We start from the raw sequence: 22,767 nt of genomic DNA, 5'->3' as shown, positions 1-22,767 counted from the left end.
GTAAAAGTTAAATAAAACTGGGCAGCTCTAAGTTCCTAAAGCATGTAAGAGTCTGGCTACCTTATATAATTCTATTCTTCATATCTTTTCTCTCCAGCTAAAACAGCCTTATATAGCGAATTAGTATTAAACATAAACAATGTTTATCTGGAGTGCTTGCAAATTAGTTTCTCTATGTTGAATAAAGTTCTTCAATCAGTTGGGTGTTTTCATTCATCCCTCCACTGATTGTTAGACGAACATTTATTGCCTCCGCTTATCCTCGTAGCATTGAAAGGCAGGACTTACTGCCATTTATAAGTGGGTTAACTGAGGGATATAGTACGCACCTCAAAATTTAAGGGTGAGTTAACAAGTAGCTGAACTACTTTATTAAATTGGTTTGAAATGAGATAGAATTTATCTTCTACCCCTCTATTTTTTATCATCTCAGCCCTAAAAAGAAGATCCGCCCCCATGAACAAAGGCGCGGGGCGCCCGTTTAGCAACGTAGCGAATGGAACGAATCAACTAAAGATAAAGGAATCACGGTGAGGCGACGAACCGATGAGGCCTTATCGTAGGGCGCATTTCTAAAGTCGCATCGTTGCTGGGCTCATGCGCCGGACGTGACTAGTCGGTTATTTCGTTATCCACAAGCACCTAATTTTATAGTTTCTTATACATTCAAAAAAACCCTTGAAACAATATATTGTTTCAAGGGTTCAAATATGATACTTTTATTTATTCTCTTGTAAAAACACTGGTTCACCTTTCTCAACTGTATATGGAAGGGAATAGACTGGTACAAACGGTGTGTTATCAGCCAACACATATCGAATATCATCACCTGGCTCATAATTGTGTTCTTCTTCCTGTAGCGCTTGGTTTAGGTCGATTCGATAATCTACATAGAGCTTTCCATCCGTATCCATGATAATAGGCAAATTTTCCTTGGAATATGGACTGATTACAGTTGGTGTAGCATCTAACCCAAGTTTCTCATAATCGATTGTATAAATTCCATCCGCTATTTCTTCTTTAAATGGTGGGTAAAGATGTTCATCACGATAGATGTCCAATTTTACGTTTACACTACGGATTGCCTCAGAAATACGTAAATCAATTAGTTTTACACGCGGGTTGTCTTCAGGTGTAATTAATGTGTATTGGTAAACGCCACCATTTTCATACGCGTTACCAGGTATCTCTGTTAATATATTCGCCTCTTTTAATTTTGAAAAATCAAGCAAATATTTCTGAAAAATTGGTGTGTCGCTATCTTTTGTGCGAATCGGCACAAGCCCGCCATTTTGCTCCCGATATTGTTCCACTGCAGATTGAACTGCCTCCAATTGGTCTTGATTAGGAACTTGGTTTTTGGATAATTGCTCATCCGGGTATAAACAACCACTTAACAGGATCGTAATCAGAATAACTATTGTGATTTTTCCATATGTCGTATACGTCATTATAGTACCCCCTTGTCCTAACCTGTTGGACCACTAAATACAATATAGAGAATGATGAGACTCCCCAAAATTAAAGCTATGTACGCGAAGAATGAAATAATTCCAGCTAACCAGCCTGTCAATTTATATCTTGCCAGCAAAATAAGGCCAATTGCAACGAGTAAAAAAGCCATACCGGCAAATGATATATACATGTTCAGCATAGATTGTGACACGATTTCTCCACCCCTAAAAACAATTCTTTATTGCACCACGTATTATAACATAAACAGCCCAGCTACGTGGAAAAAGAGTGTCTGTATAAACATAAGAAAATCCGAGATGAAGGGGGCTGTCTCCATCCCGGCATGACTAAATAATTATCCACTGCAACTCTATCCATGAATGCTTGTGCGATTTATTCTATGCGAGAATATGGAGAATTGTATCCTCACTTGCCCAAGTACGTTTATTTTTTGAACAGCTTATTTAACGAATTCATATCCATGGGCATATCATTTTTGACAATTGACTGAACAATTTTATCTTCTTTCTCCTTGGAGATAGGTTTATTTGCTAGTTTGCTCAAGTGACGAACCAGCTTACGTACGGTTTTCTCATCGGAAAAATCAGCATGCTTCACAGAATCTGCCACTTTATATACATCATCTGGATTAATGTTTGCCTTTTGTTGAATTTTGTCAAAAAGGCCTTTTTGAAAATTACTCACGTACTCGCCTCCCTGCTAAGTGAACTCAAACACAGTATATGCAGGAAGTCGACTTCGTGTTATTGCGAATACCTTTCCATCAGCAATTGAGCGAGGTCATCCATTTCTTGCCGTTTGTTACGGCTCATTAATTGACCGACAACGTCCTTTGGTTGTTTTCCTTCAAATAATACTTGATAAATTCCTTCTGTTATCGGCATTTCTACCTGCTGTTCTTTCGCAAATTGATAAGCCGCTTTAACAGTCCTTACTCCTTCCACAACCATACCCATCTGTTCAAGAACATCTTCTAATTTGTTTCCTTTTCCTAACAAATTACCGGCTCTCCAATTTCTGCTGTGCACACTTGTACACGTAACAATTAAATCGCCAACTCCAGGTAAGCCTAGAAAACTTAATGGATTGGCTCCTAATGATGTCCCTAATCTGGCTATTTCAGCAAGCCCTCTTGTCATTAAAGCTGCCTTGGCATTATCCCCGTATCCTAAACCATCTGAGATTCCAGCACCTAAAGCAATAATATTCTTCAGAGCGCCACCAAGCTCAATCCCTAAAACATCCGGGCTCGTATAAACGCGAAATGACTCATTAATAAACAAATCTTGTGTTAATCTCGCACGGTCTGGATCAACAGAAGAGACCGTAACAGTTGTAGGCTGTCGTAAGGCCACTTCTTCCGCATGACTAGGACCAGAAAGAACAACAATCTCTTCTTCCTTAAAAGCGGTTAATTCTTCCCCAATCATTTGTGAAACACGTTTTAATGTAACAGGTTCAATCCCTTTCGAAGCATGAATGATGGTCGTCTCTGGGGAAATAAGTGGATCTACTTGTCTAGCTACCTCACGGATGGCTTTGGTTGGTACAACGAATACTACGGCAGTAACACCTGCTATCGCTTGTTTTAGATCAGAATAAGCTGTGATAGCTTCTGGTATAACTGCATCTAAATATTGATCATTTCGTCTCGTTTGGTTTATTTTTTTTGCTTGTTCCGTACGATGTGTCCATAATCGCACCTCATGCTGGTTATCAGCAAGTACGATGCTCAGGGCTGTGCCCCAGCTCCCTGCCCCTAATACCGCTACCTTTGCCATGTTATCTCCTCCTTATTGTCTCTTTCTTGCAACTATTTTTATTGGGGTACCTACAAACCCAAACGCTTCCCTAATTTTATTTTCTAGAAACCGCGCATAAGAAAAATGCACAAGTTCTGGTTCATTTACAAAGATAACAAAACGTGGTGGTTTTACGCTCACCTGTGTGGCGTATAAAACCTTCAGTCGTTTTCCCTTTATAGTTGGCGTAGGATTCAGCGCAATGGCATCCATAACCACATCATTTAATACATTTGTCGGCACCCGCTTTGCATGATTTTCACTTGCCAATTGTATTGCTGGAAGTAATGTATGCAACCGTTTCTTTGTTTTTGCAGATAAAAAGACGATTGGGGCATAATCCAAGTACTGAAAATGAGCCCGTACTTCCGCTTCAAATTCTTTCATTGCTTTTTCTGTTCTAGTAATGGTATCCCATTTATTAACGACGATAACCACTGCTCTCCCAGCTTCATGAGCATAACCGGCAATTCGTTTATCCTGTTCTCGTATCCCAGTTTCTGCATCTAATAAAACTAAGACAACATCGGAGCGCTCAATTGCTTTTAAAGCGCGTAAAACACTATATTTTTCAGTGGACTCATATACTTTCCCGCGCTTTCGCATCCCTGCCGTATCGATAATAACATAATCCTGGTTATCCTTATGAAGTTTTGTATCAACAGCATCGCGGGTTGTTCCTTCCATGTCACTTACGATAACCCGTTCTTCATTTAGCAATGCATTCACTAATGAAGACTTTCCGACATTTGGTCGTCCAATTAAACTAAAGTAGATCGTATCGTCATCCTTCTCGTCCATTTCCAACTTAGGGAAATGACGAACGACTTCATCTAATAAGTCTCCTAATCCCAGCCCGTGAGAGCCTGAGATTGGATATGGCTCGCCAAATCCAAGAGCATAGTATTCATAAATGCTTTCGCGCATTTCCGGATTGTCCATTTTATTAACACCTAATACGACAGGCTTATTGGATTTATATAACAGCTTAGCTACCTCATCATCGGCAGCAGTAATTCCTTCACGTCCATTAACTAAAAAGATAATGACATCGGCTTCATCAATGGCTATTTCAGCCTGCTGGCGCATTTTTACTAATAGCGGTTCGTCTCCTACTTCAATTCCACCTGTATCAATGAGATTAAAAGTCGTATTTAACCATTCTGCTTCAGCGTAGATTCGGTCCCGCGTAACACCAGGGATATCTTCGACAATGGATATACGTTCTCCAACTAATCTATTAAAAATAGTTGATTTCCCAACATTTGGCCTTCCTACAATTGCTACTGTTGCTTTCCTCATGAAAGGAACATCCTTTCCTTACGTCTTGTTTTAACGTGTTTTGTTTTTATCCAATGAGCTATTTGTTAAGCAGATCCTTGATTTGTAATATAACTCATATAATAAACCAGCTATTATCCATTCTATTGGAGTAAATCCAATTATTCAGCTTATTTACTTTTACAAACCCATTGTATCTTATTACCAACCAGCTTGAACAACCTCTATCATAGCAAAAGTAAGACGGACGCACAATTATAAAGTGAAACTGCATTTAGTAGGGTTTTCCCTCTAGGAGTAGAACAAAGGTTAAAAGCTTAAGTTCCCTTGAAGAAGACGCGTGCGAGTTGTAGCTTCCAAATTTTTCTTGTCCTTGTAAAAGAAGAACGTTTTTCTGCCTATCACGTCTCCTACAATTGACATCTTGTTGATCCGAGTGATTTGGGAATTTAGATGTCGTTATCTCCTACTTAGTCTTCTTTGTTTCGTTTTTAACTCTTAAGTAGGAGCTTAACGGCATCTTACATGCGGGATAAAAGGGATTTAATGTTTTACAATTATAAATAGTTCTTCACTTAATTGATGGGCTATTCCATCCGTAATGGCTTCTAAATTAGCTGAGATATCTTCTGCCTCTTTTCGGGTTTCGCAAACAAAAATAGGTGCGCCCCCTTCAACGATGGAACGATTTGTCGTAATAACTGCTAAAATAGCCTTTTCTATTTTCATTATTCATCTCCCCTCCATCTAAAAAAAGACGATTCAGACGGCATACGTATAGCACTTTCCAGCACTGGAACAGCTCCGATTACCTGTTTTGCTTTGTTCACATTACGAATTTGTGGAAGAATAAATATCCCAATCCGACCATCATCTAAATCTCGTTTAATTAACGGAGTTAGTGCTGGTGTTCCAGAATCTCTGAATACTCCTAAAGTTACTGATACATCGTGCAAAATCGCTTGGCGTTGTCCTAAATTAGCAATCGTCGTAATCGTATTGATATTTTTAGGTGTCAATACAAAACCCAGCCCATATTTTAATATTTCATCCTGTCTTTCTGGTAAACCAATATTCATGATATAGATATTGTCAACATATAGTCCGGCACCTTTGAAATGGAGTGGCTGATGTTCAATCTGTACAATATTTTTGATTCTTTTGCCACTCATTAAAACCATCGAAATACCTAAACAGCCAATAGCAGCAATCAATGCAATATATACATCAAACACAATAAAAGTTAGTGTCGAAATAAATGAAGTGAAAATAACTAAGTAATTTCGGCTCTCAAATGAAATAGCAATGCCCTCAATATATGTTTTTCCTCTAGGTACTAATTCAAAACTATCGACTTCTGTAAGTGTATTTCTTTCCATGTTTCTTACTTCTCTAAATTGGGTTGCTGCAACTGTCAAAAATGTAACAGCTGTGAATTCCAATTCCATAATAGCTGGGATAGCAACAGAACCGAGTGAGGCTGCAATAAAACCTAAAGATACATGAATTACTTTTCCGTGTAAATAAGTAGGGTATTGCCTATAATCCGTTCTTAACATTAAAATTCGTCCTAAAGTTCCAATGATGACTCCAAATAAAATTGGCATCGTATACTCATTCATTTAATTCCCTCCATGATTACCGGACTTTAGAGGCTCTGTAAAAGACCTGCAATATATGAAATGTAGCTTACTTATGTTTATTTCCAATTAATTCCCCATCCATCTTACCTCAAATCGCGCAACTTAAGCGGATAAAGGCACTATTATAAAGTGAACCTCAATCACATATCCACCAATTGTTAGTATCGTAAAGTTATGAGCTAAAGACCCTTGAACGAATCGAACGTTTAGGTTCCATTACCCCCACTGAGATTTGTTTTACATTACCTTCAACTCTTGAAGTGGGAGTTTATGGAACCTTACATACAGATAAACCGGGGAAGTGAAGTGCGCACACACTTATCATGTGACAATTTTAGTATGTCTCAAATTCAATCTTTTACTATAAGTTATAACAAATGGAGACAAACAGAACCTTGGCTAAATGGTAAAAGGCTTATAAGAAAAGTAAATCCGACATGCAAGGGAGATTTGCTGTGATTAAATATAAATGATGTTTTTCTGTAAATTACAAAAATTTTAAAGTGGGTTAGGATATTATCCAGCACGCTAGCATTCACGCAACGATAATATGTAAGCTATTTTATTTACAAACAGAACAAAGGCGCAGGGCGCCCGTTTAGCAACATAGCGAATGGAACGAATCAACTAAAGATAAAGGAAACATGCAACTAAAAACAGGGGTATGCCGACGCCTGAGCGGCAAGCCCGTTTTTAGTCGGCCTTCCTCTTTGCGACGAACCGATGATGCCTTATCGTAGGGCGCATTTCTAAAGTCGCCTAGTTGCTGGGCTCATGCGCCAGACGTGGCTATTCAGTTATTTCGTTATCTCCAAGCACCTCATTTTAGACTTTCTTAATCTTATTAGAAAAACTTGGCTTGTCGCCAAGTCTAATGGCGAAAGCCTTTTGTTTTTCTTATACTATAAACCAAAAAAACTTATACATTCCTATAGTGCAAAAAAGCGCCTTTCCAAAGGAAAAACGCCTTATCGACACATAAAATGAAAGAATTATATGTGTGGAAACATTATTGTTTATATTTATCTAATTTGTCACCGATAAAATCGCTAATATGAAAGCCTGATTGATCATCATCCTTTTCATATTGTTTATATTCATTTGCTTCTTTCTCTTGCTCTAATTCTTTAATACTTAAAGAGATACGTTCTTCTTTTTCATTGACATCAAGCACTTTAACTTTTACCTGCTGCCCTGCCTCAAGTACTTCCTGAGGTGTTCCAATATGACGTGTAGCAATTTGAGATATATGAACTAATCCCTCAACACCTGGTTCAATTTCTACAAATGCGCCAAAGTTAACTAGTCGTTTCACCGTTCCATCTAGTACATCTCCTCGAGAAATACGTTTTTCAATCCCTGACCATGGACCAGGTAACGCATTCTTTCTGGATAGAGAAATTCGCTCACTATCTGGATCAACAGATAAAACTTCTACTTCTATACTATCTCCTTCTTTTACTACATCAGAAGGATGCTTTACATGCTCATGTGCCAATTGTGAGATGTGTACTAAACCATCCACACCTCCGATATCAACAAATACACCGAAATCAGTTATTCGTTGAACCGTACCTTGGATAACTTGACCCACTTCGAGTGACTGCAACAGGGATTGTTTCTTTTCTTGTAACGCTTCTTCTTCTACGGCTCGGTGTGATAAAATGACCCTGTTCTGATCACGTACTAGATCAACTACTTTAACGGTTAGTGTTTTACCCTTGTAATCACTGAAATCTTCTACATAATATGTCTCCACTAAGGAAGCAGGAATAAAACCGCGTAATCCTACATCAACAACTAACCCACCATTAACGACCTCTTTTACTTCTGTCTCAAATACTTCACCATTTTCAAACTTTTGCTGCAGATCTTCCCAAGCTTGTTCTGCATCTACGGCCTTTTTGGAGAGGATAATATCATCATCTTCCATTTTCTTTACCTTTAATGTTAATGTGTCTCCTTCACTTACAACATCACCGGCAGTATCAATATGCAGATTGGAAAGTTCACCTATTGGTAAAATCCCTTCCGTTTTGTATCCGAAATCAACGAGCACCTGCTTTTCTTCTACCTTTACTGCTGTTCCGGTTACCGTATCTCCTACAGTTACATTGATTTGTTCGTTGTTTGCTTCTTCATTCATATCCATAGCCCTCCTAAAATCATATCGAAATCCCAAATAACTTTATGTAATAAGCTACTTAAGCTTTCTACTAACTTAAAAACGATAGAAATGATTGCAATAAAAAATAATCCTTTTTTATAACTTCTAACAATTATAATTATTTGTCAAGTAATGTAGTTTTATTTATGAAGATCCAATAATTTTTGAATTTCTTCCATAATGATATTCGCTGTATCTTGTGGGGAAGTTTTGGATTCCCTTATCGTCTCCATGGGGATCGGTTCACCATAAACAACTTTTAACCGTCTAAACGGCTTATAAGAACCGATAATTGCGCAAGGTACAATAGCAGCGTTTGAACGCAATGCAAAAAAACCAGCTCCAGCAAGTGGTTTCCGTAACTCTCCCGTCTTGCTTCTTGTCCCTTCTGGAAAAAGTCCTAATGTGTGCCCTGCTTTTAAAATTTGCAGACCTTTTCTTAATGCATTTCGATCCCGCATCCCTCGTTTAACTGGAAAAGCTTGAATACTAGTTAATAATTTCCCTAACAAAGGATTTTCAAACAACTCACCCTTCGCCATAAAATAAATACTCCTAGGAGATGTAATCCCAACAACGGGCGGATCAAAATTAGAAATATGATTGGAACATATAATAACAGGTCCTGATTTGGGTACATTTGCCTTGCCAATTACGTGAATCCGAAACAGCGGATAAAAAATAATAGAAACAACCCATTTTGCTATCCGATATAAATTCATACTGCTCTCCTCTTACTGATGGTTATTCGCTACTTGAAGTATTTTATCAGCTACTTCCTGAATAGATAAGGACGTTGTATCAATTTCGATTGCATCTTTTGCCTTTAATAAGGGGGATGCCTCTCGCTTTGAATCAATTTCATCACGCTGCTCTATGTCTTTTTTTAATTCTTCTAGATTAGCATGGATTCCTTTTCTTATATTTTCTTCATACCTTCTTTTTGCTCTCTCTTCTACAGAAGCAATTAAAAATATTTTTACATCTGCTTCTGGAAGCACGTGCGTTCCTATATCTCGCCCGTCCATTACTACTCCACGATGTTTTGCCAACAATTGCTGACGCCTTACCATTTCTTTTCTGATTTCCGGATGTTGTGCGACATAAGAAACATTATTCGTTACTTCATTAGATCGAATGGCCTCTGTGACGTCTTGTCCATCAACAAAAACGAGCTGGCCACCATCACTTTGTTCCAATTTTATATTTGTATCTTGCATTAATGTAACTAGATCTCCCTCCTCATTTACATTAACAGAATTTTTTAGCGCTTTCCAAGTAAGTGCTCGGTACATTGCTCCAGTATCAATATAAATACAGGATAGCCTTTTTGCTACTATTTTAGCTACGGTACTTTTTCCTGCAGCTGCAGGACCATCAATGGCAATCGTGATTGACTTCTTCATGAAGGGTATCCATTCCTCTCTATACGTTTCATCCTGAAAAAACTTGGCAATGCCAAGTATATGTAAAAGTAATCTATATAAGAGATGTTCAAAAAAACAAATGAAAAACAGAACGAATGTACACATTGGCTTATTTATAATCACAGGCGATTCTTTTAGAAGTTATTTATGTTGTGGTCACAAAAAGTTGCCTGGGGTCTTTGCCTCACTCGTCTTTATATCAAATTTTTGAACAGGCTCTATTAAATAATAACATATTCATTTCCTAATGGTCTATTCCCATCCTATTTTTATCATACTTGTTAACGATGAAATATTTGTTTTTTTCTTGCTTCTCGCTGCTTTTCAAAACAGAAACGTATAATCCATTGCTCTGTTTTAACATCCAATGCTAAAAATTGGAAGGAAGCAATGGAAATACCACTATTCCCCCTTTTTTCATGAACAAGCTTTGCTCGTACGTTCGGGTAAACAAATTGTCCATTTGCCATTGCTAAAACCATCCATATTTCAGCTAATTCCCCTTTTAATATTTGGTTTTTAGGGACAATAATGGACAGCCCTCCTCCGCTAATATCGTTTGTTACCGTAGTAAATGGAGAAAAGAGGTTTTGATCGGAATGTACAGCAACATCAACGGCTGTTTCAACGCGAGCATAATTTCTTCGTTGTATCCGGCGTATGTTATTTCCAGGTAATTGAATGGCTAACGCAGGGATTTTTCCTTTTACTTTAGCTACTAGTTTAGAACGAAATTGGTAAATGATCTCATCGGAATCTATAAACGTAACATCAAATATCGTTCCTTTTGCAAAAAAAGCTGTTTTCTTTGACTTTGTATCTACCGGCAAATCAATATATAGATTTTGTTCATTTTTATCAATTACTTTACAACGGTATTTTTTTGCATCACGATTACGATTCTTTCCTGATTGCACGACCTCTAATTGAAGAACCGTTCCTATTTTCATTTTCAACACCTCCTACACTCAATAGTTCTTTATACCCATTATTACAGAAAAACAAAAAAAGAGGAAGACATAACTGTCAACCTCTAGCGTAATTTACTTCTGATCCACTTAATTTTTCTACCCGTTCTTCACGTCCATCATTCGCATTAATAAAGATACGATATGTTTCATTTCCCATGGTTCCCAAGAATTCATACGTCAACACTTCTTCTCCAAGGTCATTATCTATCACGGCTAAATATTCTTCTTGAATGTCCACGTTAGGATTAACCATTTCTTTTGCTTCATCTGCGCTTATCTCCGGTTCAGCCAATTTTCTATCGTTGTGATTCATAAAATAGTCAATAGCTGTTAAACCAAGAATTTCTCCATTGTCCAAAGCTACTTTGACTTCAAGTGCATCTGAATAATAACGGACACCATCTTTACTGTATAAGAAAGAAAAAGCTCCGATATTATCATACTGTGCACTTTGAAATACCGTCATGTCTTCAAATTGATTTTTTTTCAAGTATTCCTCTGCTTTCTTCATCCCTTCATTTAAGCTGATTTGTTTTTGTTTTACTGGTCTGTTAACCAATAAGGTCAATGGGTGCCCACCAGTTTGTGATAAATCCAAATAACCACTTTCTTTTTCGTTTCGGTAGGATATACTGTATAAAGGAACTTCCGCCCCTTTTCCGCTTTCCGTAATATTCAATTTATCTTTACCGTTTACACGTAAAAGCTTTGTCGCTTTGGTAAGAGCTTTTTCTGATGACAATGATTCTCCTGTTAAGAATTTAAACTCATGGTCTCTTACGGTTTTATTGGACGTAGAACCATCACCGTTACCTTCAGCAAAACCTTCCACTTTCTTCTCTACTGTTTTAAAACCATCAATAATCGTATTATCCATCTGCTCACCTTCATTGGCTAAAGCAAGTTGCACATCCATCCAACGTAAATTGTTTTCAAGCGCAGTATGTTGTACTTTTCTTAACTCATCTTTTATTTCGCCTGATTGTTTGTATAATTTTTCTAATGAACGTGTTTCTTGGTCCGATAAAGGTTCTTTTTCTAAATCTCGCACTGCAGTACGGTAGGTAAAGTCACCGATATTAGCAAGAAATTCTTCTGTTTTATTAAACGGCAATAGCCCTAAAGGCAATTGACCGACATCCGATAATGCTTCAGAAGTAATACGCCAAATTTCAACTAACTGTGGAGATAATCGCTGCTTGGAATTCATAGCAAGTGCCGAACCAATCTTGTCATTTAGCACATCAACCCGGTAGGTCAATTCATGAAATGCTCGCTGATACGTGTTTTCAGCTTGGATGAGAACCGCATTTTTTTCCTGATGTTCCTGATATCCCCAAAATCCTGTTCCTATCACTCCTATAGCAAGAACAGCTATTAGTATCCAGCGAATCATATGCTTCACACCTTTCTATTTTGCAAAAATATGCTTTCCGATTTTTTTAATTTGGGGTCTTGACCAAATCCATCCTGAAGTAGCTGTATCGGGATTAAAATAGTATATTGCGTTTCCCGATGGATCCCAGCCATTAATGGCATCTAAGACCGCTTCTTTTGCCGTCTTATTTGGAGTCAGCCAAATTTGCCCATCCGCAACCGCGGTAAATGCTCGTGGTTCAAAAATAACGCCAGAGACAGTATTAGGGAATGTAGCGCTATCTACCCGATTTAGAATAACAGCTGCAACGGCAACCTGCCCCACATATGGTTCTCCTCTTGCTTCCCCATGAACAGCATTTGCCATTAACTGTATATCATTTTGTGAATACCCTTGTGGAACATTGACAGCAACGTTACTTCCTTGATCCCCCTGGTTTTGATTATTGCCACCTTGCCCAGTGGGTTGTTTATTTTTTTGCTCACCCCCATAATGAGTGAACTTTTTCCCTTGATTGATTTGTTGTTTTACATATGCTTCATCGTATTTACTGGCCTTAGCAAGTTTTTGCTTTGTTGTTGCTCCAGCTAATCCATCTATTTCTAGGCCAAACTCATATTGAAAATTTCGTAATGCCCAATATGTCCCCCAACCAAATACACCGTCTATTTTCCCATTATAGAAACCCAAATATTGTAATCTTGCTTGTAATTCTATAACATCGTCACCAACCGCACCATGTTGAATCACTTGTGAGCTAAATGCATGTGATGTTTTTTCTGGTTGCATAAAGTACATTCCGAGAAATAAAAAACTTATGAGGTACAATGTAATCGGTAGTTTTTTATTCGTCATACAACTTCCTCCTGCTATTCAAGGTTTTGTTAAGTTAGTTTTCGTTATAAAGTTATTTTTATTCATGTGCTACTTTATTGAAAAGTGAATAGAAATTATGTAGTCAGTATACTTACAAGCTGATAAAGTGAATCTTCAATCAGTAGAGTTTCATTCATCCCCCGCTAATTGTTAGTCCCGTAATGGTATGGCCTTTTAAAGGCCACTTACGAAATAGGGTATTTAAGTTATTTCCCGCTTAGACTTGTTGCAAACAAGATTATCCAACTCCTGGAAGCGGGAGTCTTACAGCACCTTATATGCAGGATAAAGAATTGGTCTATTTAGCGGTAGATTTAAAAAGCGAACATCTTTAAACATGCAGAGTAAGAGAGAGCATTCGTTTTGATATATTATGATGGAGGAAGTTTTAAACCGTAAAAGAGGCTGGGACATAACTAAAACAGCTGATTAAAAAAACGAACAAAAAATCGCAATTGTGTATACGCAAGTTTTAGCGTAGTCAAAATATGTAGACTCCTGGGGACAGCGCGAGCTGATCCCGCAGGAAAGCGGTTTTTGCTTTCCGAGGAAGCTGAGGAGACCTGCGGAAAGCGAAGTATTTTGACATAGCGGTGATAGAAATTTTTTAATGCAAATAAGCCGAACAACGATAAATGGATTGTTCGGCTTTTGCTATATAGTAATTGCTTATGTCCCAGTCTCTTCATGGTTAAATTAATATTTAATAGCAAATATATTTTTTTGAAATGTTTTTGGATAAGTGGTTACGGTAGACGCTTGATTGCTTGAGTTTCTTGCTTATTTTCATTTACGTTTTGCAAGGATGAATGTGTCATATTAGCTACCTTCATCCTATGCAGTGCGACGAGCCATAAACCAATCATAAATGGTACTAAAGCAATGATCCAATTACTGGAAACAACGGTTAGAATATAATGATACGTCCCGTGTAATAAATATGGGATTAAGAAAGCAAAGAAGATGTTTCGCCGTTTATGAGCAGAAAAGATTTTTGCCTTCCCAAAATAATAGCCCATTATGACTCCAAATAAAGCATGTGAAGATACTGGAAAGAATGCACGTATAAAAGCATAGTTGATTCCGTTAGTAAATAAATATAAAATATTTTCCAATGTGGCAAAGCCAAGACTAATAGCGACTGCATATACAATTCCATCGTAATGTGCATCAAATTCAGAATGGTGATAAATAGCGTACATAAAAATAAACCATTTAAAAAATTCTTCCAATAAACCTACAAGCAAAAATGATTCCATCACAGGACTGTTAACAATACTTTCAGCTTGAAAAACATACTGAATAAACATGATAGGGAAAACTAATAACATTCCTAAAATAAAGTTGCGAGCAATTAAGGTTAATGGTTCAGTAAAACGATCTTTTAGATAAAAGAATGACATTAATGCTAAAGCTGGCGCAACACCAGCTGATAATATAGAAAACATAGCTCCCTATCCTTTCCCAAGACGAAACGTTGCAAGTCAAATAAACAGTTTAAATGGATGATAATATCTCTTGAACTGGCAAAATAATAGCTAAAAGGACGAATGGAAACTCAACCTACAAATTCAATGCCTTATAATTCCCTATTGCTAAATAAAATGGCGAGGTATGAATTTCATGTTTGTCATCTGAAAAATCTAAAGTTGGATGGACATTTGCCTAGTTTGGATTAAACAATGCGGCTATATCTTTGTGTTCGCTCGCTAAACCAACGATTAATTTCATACGTGCCTTTTTACTGTCGTAATCTCTGCCTAAAATGACGCCAGCCTGTTTTAAATCAAAAGTACTTCCCTTATAATCATATGTTGTGTACACTTCACCTTCAACTGCAGATGTTGTAATAACGACGGTAATCCCAGATTCAACGCAGCGTCTAATTTCAGACATCATTCCTGGCGTGACCTGACCTCTGCCAACACCTTCTAAAATAATGCCGTCCACATTTGCTTCCCTTGCCGCTCTTATATATTTATCGTCTGCATTCATATAACATTTGATGATATCGACCTCAGGTAATGGTGCGGTTAATTCATAATATTCATTTTCCAGTGGTTTTTGAAATATATGCACAGCTTCATTATCAATAATTCCTAAATAACCGAAACCGAACGAATTAAATCCTTGCACATTGGAAGCATGCTCTTTTTTTACATAACGTGAATGGAATATTCGTTCATTGAAGACTACTACAACTCCAACATGGTATAAATCTTTACAGCATGCAGCTAAAACCGCATGCTTAATGTTAATAAAAGCATCTGTCCCAACTTCACCAGGTGAACGTTGTGAGCCAGTAAATACAATTGGTTTTTCGTGACTGGTAATAAGATTCATAAAATAAGAGGATTCTTCTAACGTGTCAGTGCCTTGGGTAACGACAACTCCAGAAACTTGGTCATCCATTAAGTACGCATCGATTCGCTCTTTCAACGCTAATAAATCATCAAACGTAAGATGCATGCTGGCTTTTTGGAGCATGGATTCAACCTGCACGTCAATATGTGCAGGAATATCACAATAATTTACAATTTCCTCCCCAGAAATGACACCGGATTCCAATAGTCCTGTATCTGCCTTTTTTTTACTTGCGATTGTGCCACCAGTAGCAATTAAGACCACTTTTTCATTCTTCATAAGGCACCACCTACAATCTTTGTATTTTTGCTGTTTTTAACCTCAATTAATAGTCTAATAGTATCATTTTAAAGATGTTACTTACAAGAAAACACCTCATTATTTTTTGCGTGGCAATGGATTGCTAAAGCTTCGTTTTTCCAAATGCTAGTTTATTTTTGCTGCAATAGAACGGGCAATGGCTTCACCATGAAATCGACCATTTTCGATAAAAATTTTATTATTATTAAAACCAGCTGCAACAACTCCAGCTATATATACACCAGCTATATTCGTTTCATACGTTGTTTCATCGTAATTAGGTTCCCCTGTTGCTTGATTCACTTTTACCCCAATAGATGTTAACAATGAAAAATCAGGATGATAACCCGTCATTGCAAATACGTAGTCATTTGGTAGCGTGTATTTTTTTTGACCAATTTTATAAATTAATGCCTCATTTGTAATTTCACAAACCTCAGCATGAAAGATCATCTTAACTTTTTCTTTTCGTACAAGTGAATCAAATTCTGGTAATATCCATGGCTTAATACTTTCAGAATACTTACTACCTCGGTAAAGCACCGTAACGTTAGCACCAGCTTTGTGTAGTTCCATTGCTGCATCCACAGCTGAATTTTTCCCGCCAATAACTGCGACATCTTTACGAAAATATGGATGACCTTCCTTAAAGTAATGCGATACTTTCTCCAGCTCTTCTCCAGGTATATCCATCATATTTGGTTGACCATAATATCCTGTAGCTATTACGACTTGTTGTGCAACGTATTCTTGTTTTGTCGTAATGACGCGAAATTCATCACCCATTTGTTCTACCTTTATCACTTGTTCAAATGTACGAATTCTCAATTGCTTACGTTCAGCCACGGCACGATAATAGGAAAGCGCCTGGTTGCGTACTGGTTTATGTTGTTCTGTAATAAATGCGACATCTCCAATTTCTAACTTATCACTGGAGCTAAAAAAAGTTTGGTGGGTTGGATAATGATAAATCGCATCTACGATATTCCCTTTTTCAATAATTAACGGTTGTATCCCTACATTTTGCAATTCGATAGCAGCAGACATTCCACAAGGTCCTCCACCAACGACAATTACTTTTTCTTGTTGCATACATATTACCCTTCTTTCTCTTTCAAAAGTTCTTGATCCTTTGTCTCCTGTTCATAAACGATTTAGGACAAAGCGAATGCATCTTCAGCTTATAAATGGCTAACCCATGCGTATGTATTCTTCTCTTGTTTCATTTGTGGATTTGAAACAAGTAAGGATGGTTACTTATTTTTGAAGCACTCCTCCCACTTTGATGGCGGATATATTTTTTGATCGCCAACGTCTTTTTCCACACACGTATAGAGAAAAAACTCTTATCTAACTATACAAGATAAGAGTTTTTTCGTCATTTGTCACGCTTATAATCTCTCTTTAAACCCAGCCGCGGAATCTGGAAGCTTCAGCCATTTTGCGAACACCGATCATATAAGCAGCCAAACGCATATCAACACGTCTTGTTTCTGCTGTATTATAAATCGAGTTAAAGGCTTTAATCATTGTTTCATGCAGCTTTTCATCTATTTCTTCTTCCGACCAATAATAGCCTTGATTATTTTGTACCCATTCAAAATAGGATACAGTAACGCCTCCGGCAGAAGCTAATACATCTGGTACTAATAGGATGCCGCGTTCGGTTAAAATTTTTGTTCCTTCCATCGTTGTTGGCCCGTTCGCAGCTTCAACTACAATGCTTGCTTTAATATTATGAGCATTCTCTTCAGTAATTTGATTTTCAACAGCTGCTGGTACGAGAATATCACAATCCATTTCCAATAACTCTTGGTTTGTTATTGTGTTGTTGAACAGTTTGGTTACGGTTCCAAAGCTGTCCCTACGATCTAATAAATAATCAATATCTAGTCCATCTGAATCGTAAAGCGCACCGTAAGCATCCGATATCCCTACTACTTTAGCACCTGCATCGTACAAAAATTTAGACAGGAAGCTTCCGGCATTCCCAAACCCTTGGACGATTACTCTTGCTCCTTTTACATCAAGACCTCTCTTTTTCGCAGCCTCATTAATACAAATTGTGACACCTTTCGCAGTTGCAGATTCCCTTCCATGTGATCCACCAAGTACAATTGGTTTTCCAGTGATGAAGCCAGGACTATTAAATTCATCAATACGGCTATATTCGTCCATCATCCAAGCCATAATTTGCGAATTTGTAAACACATCTGGTGCTGGTATGTCTTTTGTCGGCCCGACAATTTGGCTGATCGCTCGTACATATCCTCTACTAAGCCCTTCTAGCTCACGGAACGACATTTCACGAGGATCACACACAATACCACCTTTTCCGCCGCCATATGGCAGATTAACAATGCCTGCTTTCAAGCTCATCCAGATAGATAATGCTTTCACTTCTTTTTCAGTCACATCTGGATGAAATCTTACGCCACCTTTGGTTGGTCCAACTGCATCATTATGCTGGGCACGATATCCAGTAAATACTTTAATGGAACCGTCGTCCATCCGAACTGGAATACGAACTGTCATCATTCGAACTGGATCTTTAAATAGTTCAAAGACTTCATCAGGGTAACCCAGTTTCTCCAATGCAGTTTTTACAACAGCTCGTGTTGAACTTAATACATCCATTTTTTCATTTACTTCTTTGGTAGAATCTGCTGCGTTATCGGCTACCATGAATTTACCTCCTAGAATATCTATAAATAATTTATGGACAGAGGATGTTCAAAGCTTAGGAAAAAGGCGATGGCACATTTTTAGAAACGACCGATTTGAAACGTCTTTTCTATATCCATCTGCATTTTTATCATAACCCTTACCATATAGGTATTCGGTTCTTTTTCCACTTTATTGAACATACACTAATAGCTGTACTCAGACATTAGTATACACTTTCACTGTAAATATGCAATAAAATTACTCGTATTTTCTACTTTTGGAATAATAATGATTGAAAACGTAGAAGCATTTGTCTGAAAACAGCGATTTGTTCCAATAGTTATCGTAACATTTTATGCTATATGGTGCTAGTCAATATGCTCTTTAAGTCATAAAATTTTGCACTTGTTTAAGTATGCCGCGATTAAGAAAGATGAAACTGTATCTTTTTTCGAACACTAGTTGTGAAATAACGCTTGAATTTGTTTTACTGCCTCCGAAGAGAAAAGCAACTTTCCATACTCTTGTAAACGGTAAGTAGTAACAATGCTCGGGTTAGCATACTCAGACAAAACTGCGATAACATCCTCCCGATTGGCACCATTCAACTCCGTATCACTTAATAACATATAATAATAAGGATCCATATAGTATATTTTCCCACCCGTAATATTCATGGAATCTAAATACGGAGTCACACCAATAATAGCTTCAAAATCATAAAAAGAAAATAGCAACTTTTTATTTTCGTCCAGTGTGACCTTCATTTCAACAAAATCATCGTCAAAATCTACATCTTCATACTTCTGTGTTACAATAATATGCATTCCTTGGGCTTGCATTAAATGAACTTGTACAAGCAGTGCCCCTTCCAGCTCAAAGCCCAATTCCGAACTAGCTTCATACATCATATCACTAAATAGTTTTCGGACACCTGACCCATCATACCATAAATCGTCCTTTGTAAAACCTCGCTCAATTAAGTCATCAAATGTCAAAAAAATCGTAAACTGGTCGTTAGACACTCTTTCAATTCGCATTACTGTAACCTCCTTTAACATGCATAAAGTGACTCTTCAATCAGTGGCGTTTTTCATCCCTCAATGATTGATAGTATCATTAGAAAAACTTAGCTTGTCGCCAAGTCTTATGGCGGAAGCCTTTGTTTTTCTTATACTATAAACCAAAAAAATTTTATACTTTCCTATAGTAGAACAAAGGCTCGGGGCGCCCGTTTAGCAACGTAGCGAATGGAACGAATCAACTAAAGATTTAGGAATCATGCCACTAAAAACAGGGGTATGCCGACGCCTGAGCGGCAAGCCCGTTTTTAGTCGGCCTTCCCCTTAGCGACGAACCGATGATGACTTATCGTAGGGCGCATTTCTAAAGTCGCATCGTTGCTGGGCTCATGCGCTGGACGTGACTATTCGGTTATTTCATTATCCATAAGCACCTAAGTTTATACTTTCTTATTCTTCAAGGGTATGACCTAAAGGTCCCTGAAAAAATCGGGAATTTAGACCGCATCTCCCACTTAGGCTTTTACTAGCACCCTTGATTCTTGGAGTGGGGAGTTTTACGGCGCCTTGCATTCGGATAAGCAGAAACTAAAACTTTATCTACAAGCTTTTTTTAATACTCTTTTTATACTATATGCTGTAGAAGTTATTGTTGAACATGTTTCATCTACATTTACCCGCATCTAAAGCGCCTAAATTTCCTACTTAAATAAGGCTTGCAGCTTCAGCAAGGATGTAACTATTATTCGTTTTCAGCAGTTAAGTAGGCAAATTGAGGAGTCCATACAAACTCAAAACCAACCTAGCTTTTTCAAAGAAAAGGATTACTCCGCCCTAGCGGTTTATCGGTGATCTGCAAATTCACCTCTATTTTAGCACTGCTAGACAGATCCCGCTGAAGTTTCAATTTTATGATTAAAATTCCAGCTTTTTTCACGGATAATTAACAGAACATTTTCTGTATAGATAAAACTAAAATGAGGTGCCTGATAGCAACTCCTCGCCAATGAAAAAATAAGCTCCAGCGATGATTAGCACGAGAAGGAGTATGATAAACAGTAATCTCTGTAAAGGATGTCCTATTTTTAATCGAGTTGATTGCTTCTTGTGACGATGAACTTCTTTTCTTGGTGGTAAATTTAAAATATCCGTATCCATCTCTAAATCTTTATCGTCACGTTCTTGTTCATCGGCACTGTTTTCAGTTTCACTTACTTCCTGTACCATTTGTCGCAATTGTGTTGCTTGATCGTTTAACTGATTATCCTTACTCATCGTACCCACACCTCTCTTTTAAAGCGGATGAAAAAACCTAATAAAACATCGACGATAAAATGCGCAGTAATAGTTACCGCTAAATTATTGGTTATATGAAAAAGGTAACCTAAGTAAAAACTAACCAACAATATGGAAACAAGTAATACCGGCTTTTTTAAGTAGCGAAAGTGAATAAGTGCAAATAGTATACTCGCCACCCAATATCCGTAAGTAGATTGAATCACACCCCGAAACAACATTTCCTCCGTTACAGCAACTAAAAATGAAATGGAAATGATAAACCAAATGGGCTGGTTTGCAAACAACTTTTCATTTATTCCATCATCGTCATAATATTTAGCTGGTAAGGTATAGGTTAGAAGCAAATCAATAGAAACAATAATAAACCCTGGCAATATCCCATAAAAAATGATGTCCTTGGAATTCCAATGAAACAATTGCTGCCACTGCTCAAGAAAGGAATCAAACAACAAGAAACTTCCAACAAAGCTCAGAACCATGAGAAAAAACTGAGAAATAAACATTTGCTTCCGTAATTCTTGAATATCCATTCTTTTAATATAATCGCTCTGTTTCATAAATAGCTCCAATAAGTAATTTCTGTTTTAGCTTTTCCTGCCAAGAATAGTTCATACTATCTGGCGCTTGCTTTTGTGGTGGATTCCAGTTTTCCCATGAAAATCCACAGTTACTGCAGCATTGAAATGTGGCAGGATGATACGAAAGCTGAAACTCTTTATATAAATGTTTCCTTAAACAATCTGTTTGATGGACCCAGTTTAGCACATGAGTCAATTTAGTCTGTTTTATTTTGTTTCTTTCTACAATATAGGAATCAATCTGCTGATACACTTTTTTCCAAGTCTCAGAATGATAATAAATCTGATTTTGCTTGATGATACCATGCTTTTCAAAATGATACCGGATAAAGCGCCATTGGATCTCAGAAATGTTTAACTGCTGGGTCATTTCCTCTTCCTGTAAAGGCAAACGTTTCTCTTGATCATACCATAACTTCAGCTGCTGGAATATCGTAACCAGTTCATGTTTTTCTGGAAGTTCACGACTGATTATAAACTTTGGCAACTGTATATCTTTATTACAGTATAGTAAAAGACTGACGCTTGCTGCTCCATCCCTCCCCGCTCTGCCAACTTCCTGAATATAACTTTCCATCTGCGTGGTTAAATGATAATGAATAATTAATCGAATATCTGGTTTGTTGATTCCCATACCGAAAGCACTTGTACAACAAACAACATCGATTTGATCGCTCATAAATTGCTGCTGAATGGAAATGCGATCATGCTGCTCCATGCCTCCATGATACACTGCAATCCGCCGATTCAGTTTACCAGCTAAAGTTACAGCAACTTCCTCCGCCTTTTGGCGACTGGAAAAATAAATTAATGATGGAACACGGTATGTTTGTAAAATCTCCGTTAAAATGATTACTTTTTCTTGTTCTACTTCTACTTTTTGAATACAAAACGCAATATTTGTCCGATCAATTGGATAAATATGTTTCGTAAACGGTAATCCTCCTAATGAATCAATAATATCCGTTTGTACTTTAGGGGTCGCCGTGGCACTAAGAGCTAATATTGGCGGATAATTACAATGCGCAATAATTTGCTTTAGACGCATATAGTCAGGTCTGAATTCATGACCCCATTGAGAAATACAGTGCGCTTCATCAATAACAAATAAGCGTACATGTAGTGTTTTCAGCCTACTTTGAAACATTTCCTGTTGCAGCAATTCAGGAGAAACATATATTAATTGATATGTATGTAACGATTGCAGCACCTGTTCCCGTTCTTTTCGATCCATAAAACTGTTAATTGCTGTTACTCGCTTCCAACGCTTTGCTTTTAATTGCTTCACTTGATCCATCATTAAGGAAATAAGCGGTGATACAACAATGGTTATTCCATCTAGTAACATTGCTGGTAATTGATAGCACACAGACTTTCCAGATCCAGTTGGCAATACACCTAAGACATTTTCCCCTGTTAAAATATCATCAATGATTTCTAGTTGTCCTTGACGAAAAGAATCATAACCAAAGTAATCAGTTAATTTCTGTTTTAAATAGTCAACATGGTGCTGCAT

The 22,767-nt window shown here is 37.4% G+C and carries 21 protein-coding genes; all 21 read right to left on the bottom strand.

What is annotated here, in order from left to right; all coding sequences use genetic code 11:
* Positions 1 to 719 precede the first annotated feature (719 nt).
* The 21 genes from KBP50_RS08605 to KBP50_RS08505 all read right to left on the bottom strand — a co-directional run bounded on the left by KBP50_RS08605 (position 720) and on the right by KBP50_RS08505 (position 22,767).
* Positions 720 to 1,451: a hypothetical protein gene (locus KBP50_RS08605; protein WP_050352952.1), complete on the bottom strand. Its 732-nt coding sequence runs from the start codon at positions 1,449 to 1,451 to the stop codon at positions 720 to 722.
* Positions 1,452 to 1,468: 17 nt separating this feature from the next.
* A complete protein-coding gene (locus KBP50_RS08600) occupies positions 1,469 to 1,666 on the bottom strand; it encodes a DUF2768 domain-containing protein (protein ID WP_050352953.1) in 198 nt (65 codons plus the stop codon).
* 233 nt (positions 1,667 to 1,899) lie between these two features.
* On the bottom strand, positions 1,900 to 2,160 hold the full coding sequence (locus KBP50_RS08595) for a stage VI sporulation protein F (RefSeq protein WP_050352954.1): 261 nt from the start codon (positions 2,158 to 2,160) through the stop codon (positions 1,900 to 1,902).
* A gap of 59 nt (positions 2,161 to 2,219) precedes the next feature.
* Complete coding sequence (locus KBP50_RS08590) at positions 2,220 to 3,257, bottom strand: NAD(P)H-dependent glycerol-3-phosphate dehydrogenase (RefSeq protein ID WP_050352955.1); 1,038 nt, start codon at positions 3,255 to 3,257, stop codon at positions 2,220 to 2,222.
* A 12-nt stretch (positions 3,258 to 3,269) separates the two neighbouring features.
* Positions 3,270 to 4,580, bottom strand: a complete 1,311-nt coding sequence (gene der, locus KBP50_RS08585; protein ID WP_050352956.1) for a ribosome biogenesis GTPase Der — start codon at positions 4,578 to 4,580, stop codon at positions 3,270 to 3,272.
* A 522-nt stretch (positions 4,581 to 5,102) separates the two neighbouring features.
* The gene (locus tag KBP50_RS08580) at positions 5,103 to 5,288 is read right to left on the bottom strand and encodes a capping complex subunit for YIEGIA (RefSeq protein WP_050352957.1); all 186 of its coding nucleotides are present in this window, start codon (positions 5,286 to 5,288) and stop codon (positions 5,103 to 5,105) included.
* A complete protein-coding gene (locus KBP50_RS08575; protein ID WP_050352958.1) occupies positions 5,288 to 6,181 on the bottom strand; it encodes a YIEGIA family protein in 894 nt (297 codons plus the stop codon). The genes KBP50_RS08580 and KBP50_RS08575 overlap by 1 nt, the downstream gene beginning before the upstream one ends.
* 1,030 nt (positions 6,182 to 7,211) lie before the next feature.
* A complete protein-coding gene (rpsA, locus tag KBP50_RS08570) occupies positions 7,212 to 8,348 on the bottom strand; it encodes a 30S ribosomal protein S1 (protein ID WP_077299656.1) in 1,137 nt (378 codons plus the stop codon).
* 161 nt (positions 8,349 to 8,509) lie between these two features.
* Positions 8,510 to 9,091 (bottom strand): lysophospholipid acyltransferase family protein, encoded by a 582-nt coding sequence (locus tag KBP50_RS08565; protein ID WP_050352960.1) that lies wholly within the window; start codon positions 9,089 to 9,091, stop codon positions 8,510 to 8,512.
* A 12-nt stretch (positions 9,092 to 9,103) separates the two neighbouring features.
* The gene (gene cmk / locus KBP50_RS08560; protein WP_050352961.1) at positions 9,104 to 9,775 is read right to left on the bottom strand and encodes a (d)CMP kinase; all 672 of its coding nucleotides are present in this window, start codon (positions 9,773 to 9,775) and stop codon (positions 9,104 to 9,106) included.
* Between the two features lie 302 nt (positions 9,776 to 10,077).
* The gene (locus KBP50_RS08555; protein ID WP_050352962.1) at positions 10,078 to 10,746 is read right to left on the bottom strand and encodes a flagellar brake protein; all 669 of its coding nucleotides are present in this window, start codon (positions 10,744 to 10,746) and stop codon (positions 10,078 to 10,080) included.
* 76 nt (positions 10,747 to 10,822) lie between these two features.
* Positions 10,823 to 12,163, bottom strand: coding sequence for a germination protein YpeB (gene ypeB, locus KBP50_RS08550; protein ID WP_050352963.1), 1,341 nt, complete (start codon positions 12,161 to 12,163; stop codon positions 10,823 to 10,825).
* 15 nt (positions 12,164 to 12,178) lie between these two features.
* Complete coding sequence (gene sleB, locus KBP50_RS08545) at positions 12,179 to 13,000, bottom strand: spore cortex-lytic enzyme (protein ID WP_050352964.1); 822 nt, start codon at positions 12,998 to 13,000, stop codon at positions 12,179 to 12,181.
* Between the two features lie 767 nt (positions 13,001 to 13,767).
* Positions 13,768 to 14,469, bottom strand: coding sequence for a glutamic-type intramembrane protease PrsW (prsW, locus tag KBP50_RS08540; protein ID WP_050352965.1), 702 nt, complete (start codon positions 14,467 to 14,469; stop codon positions 13,768 to 13,770).
* Positions 14,470 to 14,686: 217 nt separating this feature from the next.
* Entirely contained in the window at positions 14,687 to 15,664 is a 978-nt protein-coding gene (locus tag KBP50_RS08535) for an asparaginase (protein WP_050352966.1), read from the bottom strand.
* A 147-nt stretch (positions 15,665 to 15,811) separates the two neighbouring features.
* Positions 15,812 to 16,777, bottom strand: a complete 966-nt coding sequence (locus tag KBP50_RS08530; RefSeq protein ID WP_050352967.1) for a YpdA family putative bacillithiol disulfide reductase — start codon at positions 16,775 to 16,777, stop codon at positions 15,812 to 15,814.
* Positions 16,778 to 17,089: 312 nt separating this feature from the next.
* Positions 17,090 to 18,370: a Glu/Leu/Phe/Val family dehydrogenase gene (locus KBP50_RS08525; RefSeq protein ID WP_050352968.1), complete on the bottom strand. Its 1,281-nt coding sequence runs from the start codon at positions 18,368 to 18,370 to the stop codon at positions 17,090 to 17,092.
* A gap of 440 nt (positions 18,371 to 18,810) precedes the next feature.
* Positions 18,811 to 19,392, bottom strand: a complete 582-nt coding sequence (locus tag KBP50_RS08520; RefSeq protein ID WP_050352969.1) for a genetic competence negative regulator — start codon at positions 19,390 to 19,392, stop codon at positions 18,811 to 18,813.
* 954 nt (positions 19,393 to 20,346) lie between these two features.
* A complete protein-coding gene (locus tag KBP50_RS08515) occupies positions 20,347 to 20,649 on the bottom strand; it encodes a hypothetical protein (RefSeq protein ID WP_050352970.1) in 303 nt (100 codons plus the stop codon).
* On the bottom strand, positions 20,646 to 21,230 hold the full coding sequence (locus KBP50_RS08510; protein ID WP_050352971.1) for a CPBP family intramembrane glutamic endopeptidase: 585 nt from the start codon (positions 21,228 to 21,230) through the stop codon (positions 20,646 to 20,648). The genes KBP50_RS08515 and KBP50_RS08510 overlap by 4 nt, the downstream gene beginning before the upstream one ends.
* Entirely contained in the window at positions 21,208 to 22,767 is a 1,560-nt protein-coding gene (locus KBP50_RS08505; RefSeq protein ID WP_050352972.1) for a RecQ family ATP-dependent DNA helicase, read from the bottom strand. Before KBP50_RS08505 ends, KBP50_RS08510 begins: the two co-directional genes overlap by 23 nt.

It is taken from the genome of Virgibacillus pantothenticus, assembly GCF_018075365.1.
Classification (GTDB): Bacteria; Bacillota; Bacilli; order Bacillales; family Amphibacillaceae; genus Virgibacillus; species Virgibacillus pantothenticus.
Note: the sequence above shows the minus strand (reverse complement) of the source record. Positions and strands in the feature narration are given on the sequence as shown.

What these genes read in the sequence shown, in the direction of transcription:
- KBP50_RS08605 (WP_050352952.1), bottom strand. Translation starts at nt 1,451, where the DNA reads ATGACGTATACGACATATGGAAAAATCACAATAGTTATTCTGATTACG.
- KBP50_RS08590 (WP_050352955.1), bottom strand. Translation starts at nt 3,257, where the DNA reads ATGGCAAAGGTAGCGGTATTAGGGGCAGGGAGCTGGGGCACAGCCCTG.
- der (WP_050352956.1), bottom strand. Translation starts at nt 4,580, where the DNA reads ATGAGGAAAGCAACAGTAGCAATTGTAGGAAGGCCAAATGTTGGGAAA.
- KBP50_RS08580 (WP_050352957.1), bottom strand. Translation starts at nt 5,288, where the DNA reads ATGAAAATAGAAAAGGCTATTTTAGCAGTTATTACGACAAATCGTTCC.
- KBP50_RS08575 (WP_050352958.1), bottom strand. Translation starts at nt 6,181, where the DNA reads ATGAATGAGTATACGATGCCAATTTTATTTGGAGTCATCATTGGAACT.
- rpsA (WP_077299656.1), bottom strand. Translation starts at nt 8,348, where the DNA reads ATGAATGAAGAAGCAAACAACGAACAAATCAATGTAACTGTAGGAGAT.
- KBP50_RS08565 (WP_050352960.1), bottom strand. Translation starts at nt 9,091, where the DNA reads ATGAATTTATATCGGATAGCAAAATGGGTTGTTTCTATTATTTTTTAT.
- cmk (WP_050352961.1), bottom strand. Translation starts at nt 9,775, where the DNA reads ATGAAGAAGTCAATCACGATTGCCATTGATGGTCCTGCAGCTGCAGGA.
- KBP50_RS08555 (WP_050352962.1), bottom strand. Translation starts at nt 10,746, where the DNA reads ATGAAAATAGGAACGGTTCTTCAATTAGAGGTCGTGCAATCAGGAAAG.
- ypeB (WP_050352963.1), bottom strand. Translation starts at nt 12,163, where the DNA reads ATGATTCGCTGGATACTAATAGCTGTTCTTGCTATAGGAGTGATAGGA.
- sleB (WP_050352964.1), bottom strand. Translation starts at nt 13,000, where the DNA reads ATGACGAATAAAAAACTACCGATTACATTGTACCTCATAAGTTTTTTA.
- prsW (WP_050352965.1), bottom strand. Translation starts at nt 14,469, where the DNA reads ATGTTTTCTATATTATCAGCTGGTGTTGCGCCAGCTTTAGCATTAATG.
- KBP50_RS08535 (WP_050352966.1), bottom strand. Translation starts at nt 15,664, where the DNA reads ATGAAGAATGAAAAAGTGGTCTTAATTGCTACTGGTGGCACAATCGCA.
- KBP50_RS08530 (WP_050352967.1), bottom strand. Translation starts at nt 16,777, where the DNA reads ATGCAACAAGAAAAAGTAATTGTCGTTGGTGGAGGACCTTGTGGAATG.
- KBP50_RS08525 (WP_050352968.1), bottom strand. Translation starts at nt 18,370, where the DNA reads ATGGTAGCCGATAACGCAGCAGATTCTACCAAAGAAGTAAATGAAAAA.
- KBP50_RS08520 (WP_050352969.1), bottom strand. Translation starts at nt 19,392, where the DNA reads ATGCGAATTGAAAGAGTGTCTAACGACCAGTTTACGATTTTTTTGACA.
- KBP50_RS08515 (WP_050352970.1), bottom strand. Translation starts at nt 20,649, where the DNA reads ATGAGTAAGGATAATCAGTTAAACGATCAAGCAACACAATTGCGACAA.
- KBP50_RS08510 (WP_050352971.1), bottom strand. Translation starts at nt 21,230, where the DNA reads ATGAAACAGAGCGATTATATTAAAAGAATGGATATTCAAGAATTACGG.
- KBP50_RS08505 (WP_050352972.1), bottom strand. Translation starts at nt 22,767, where the DNA reads ATGCAGCACCATGTTGACTATTTAAAACAGAAATTAACTGATTACTTT.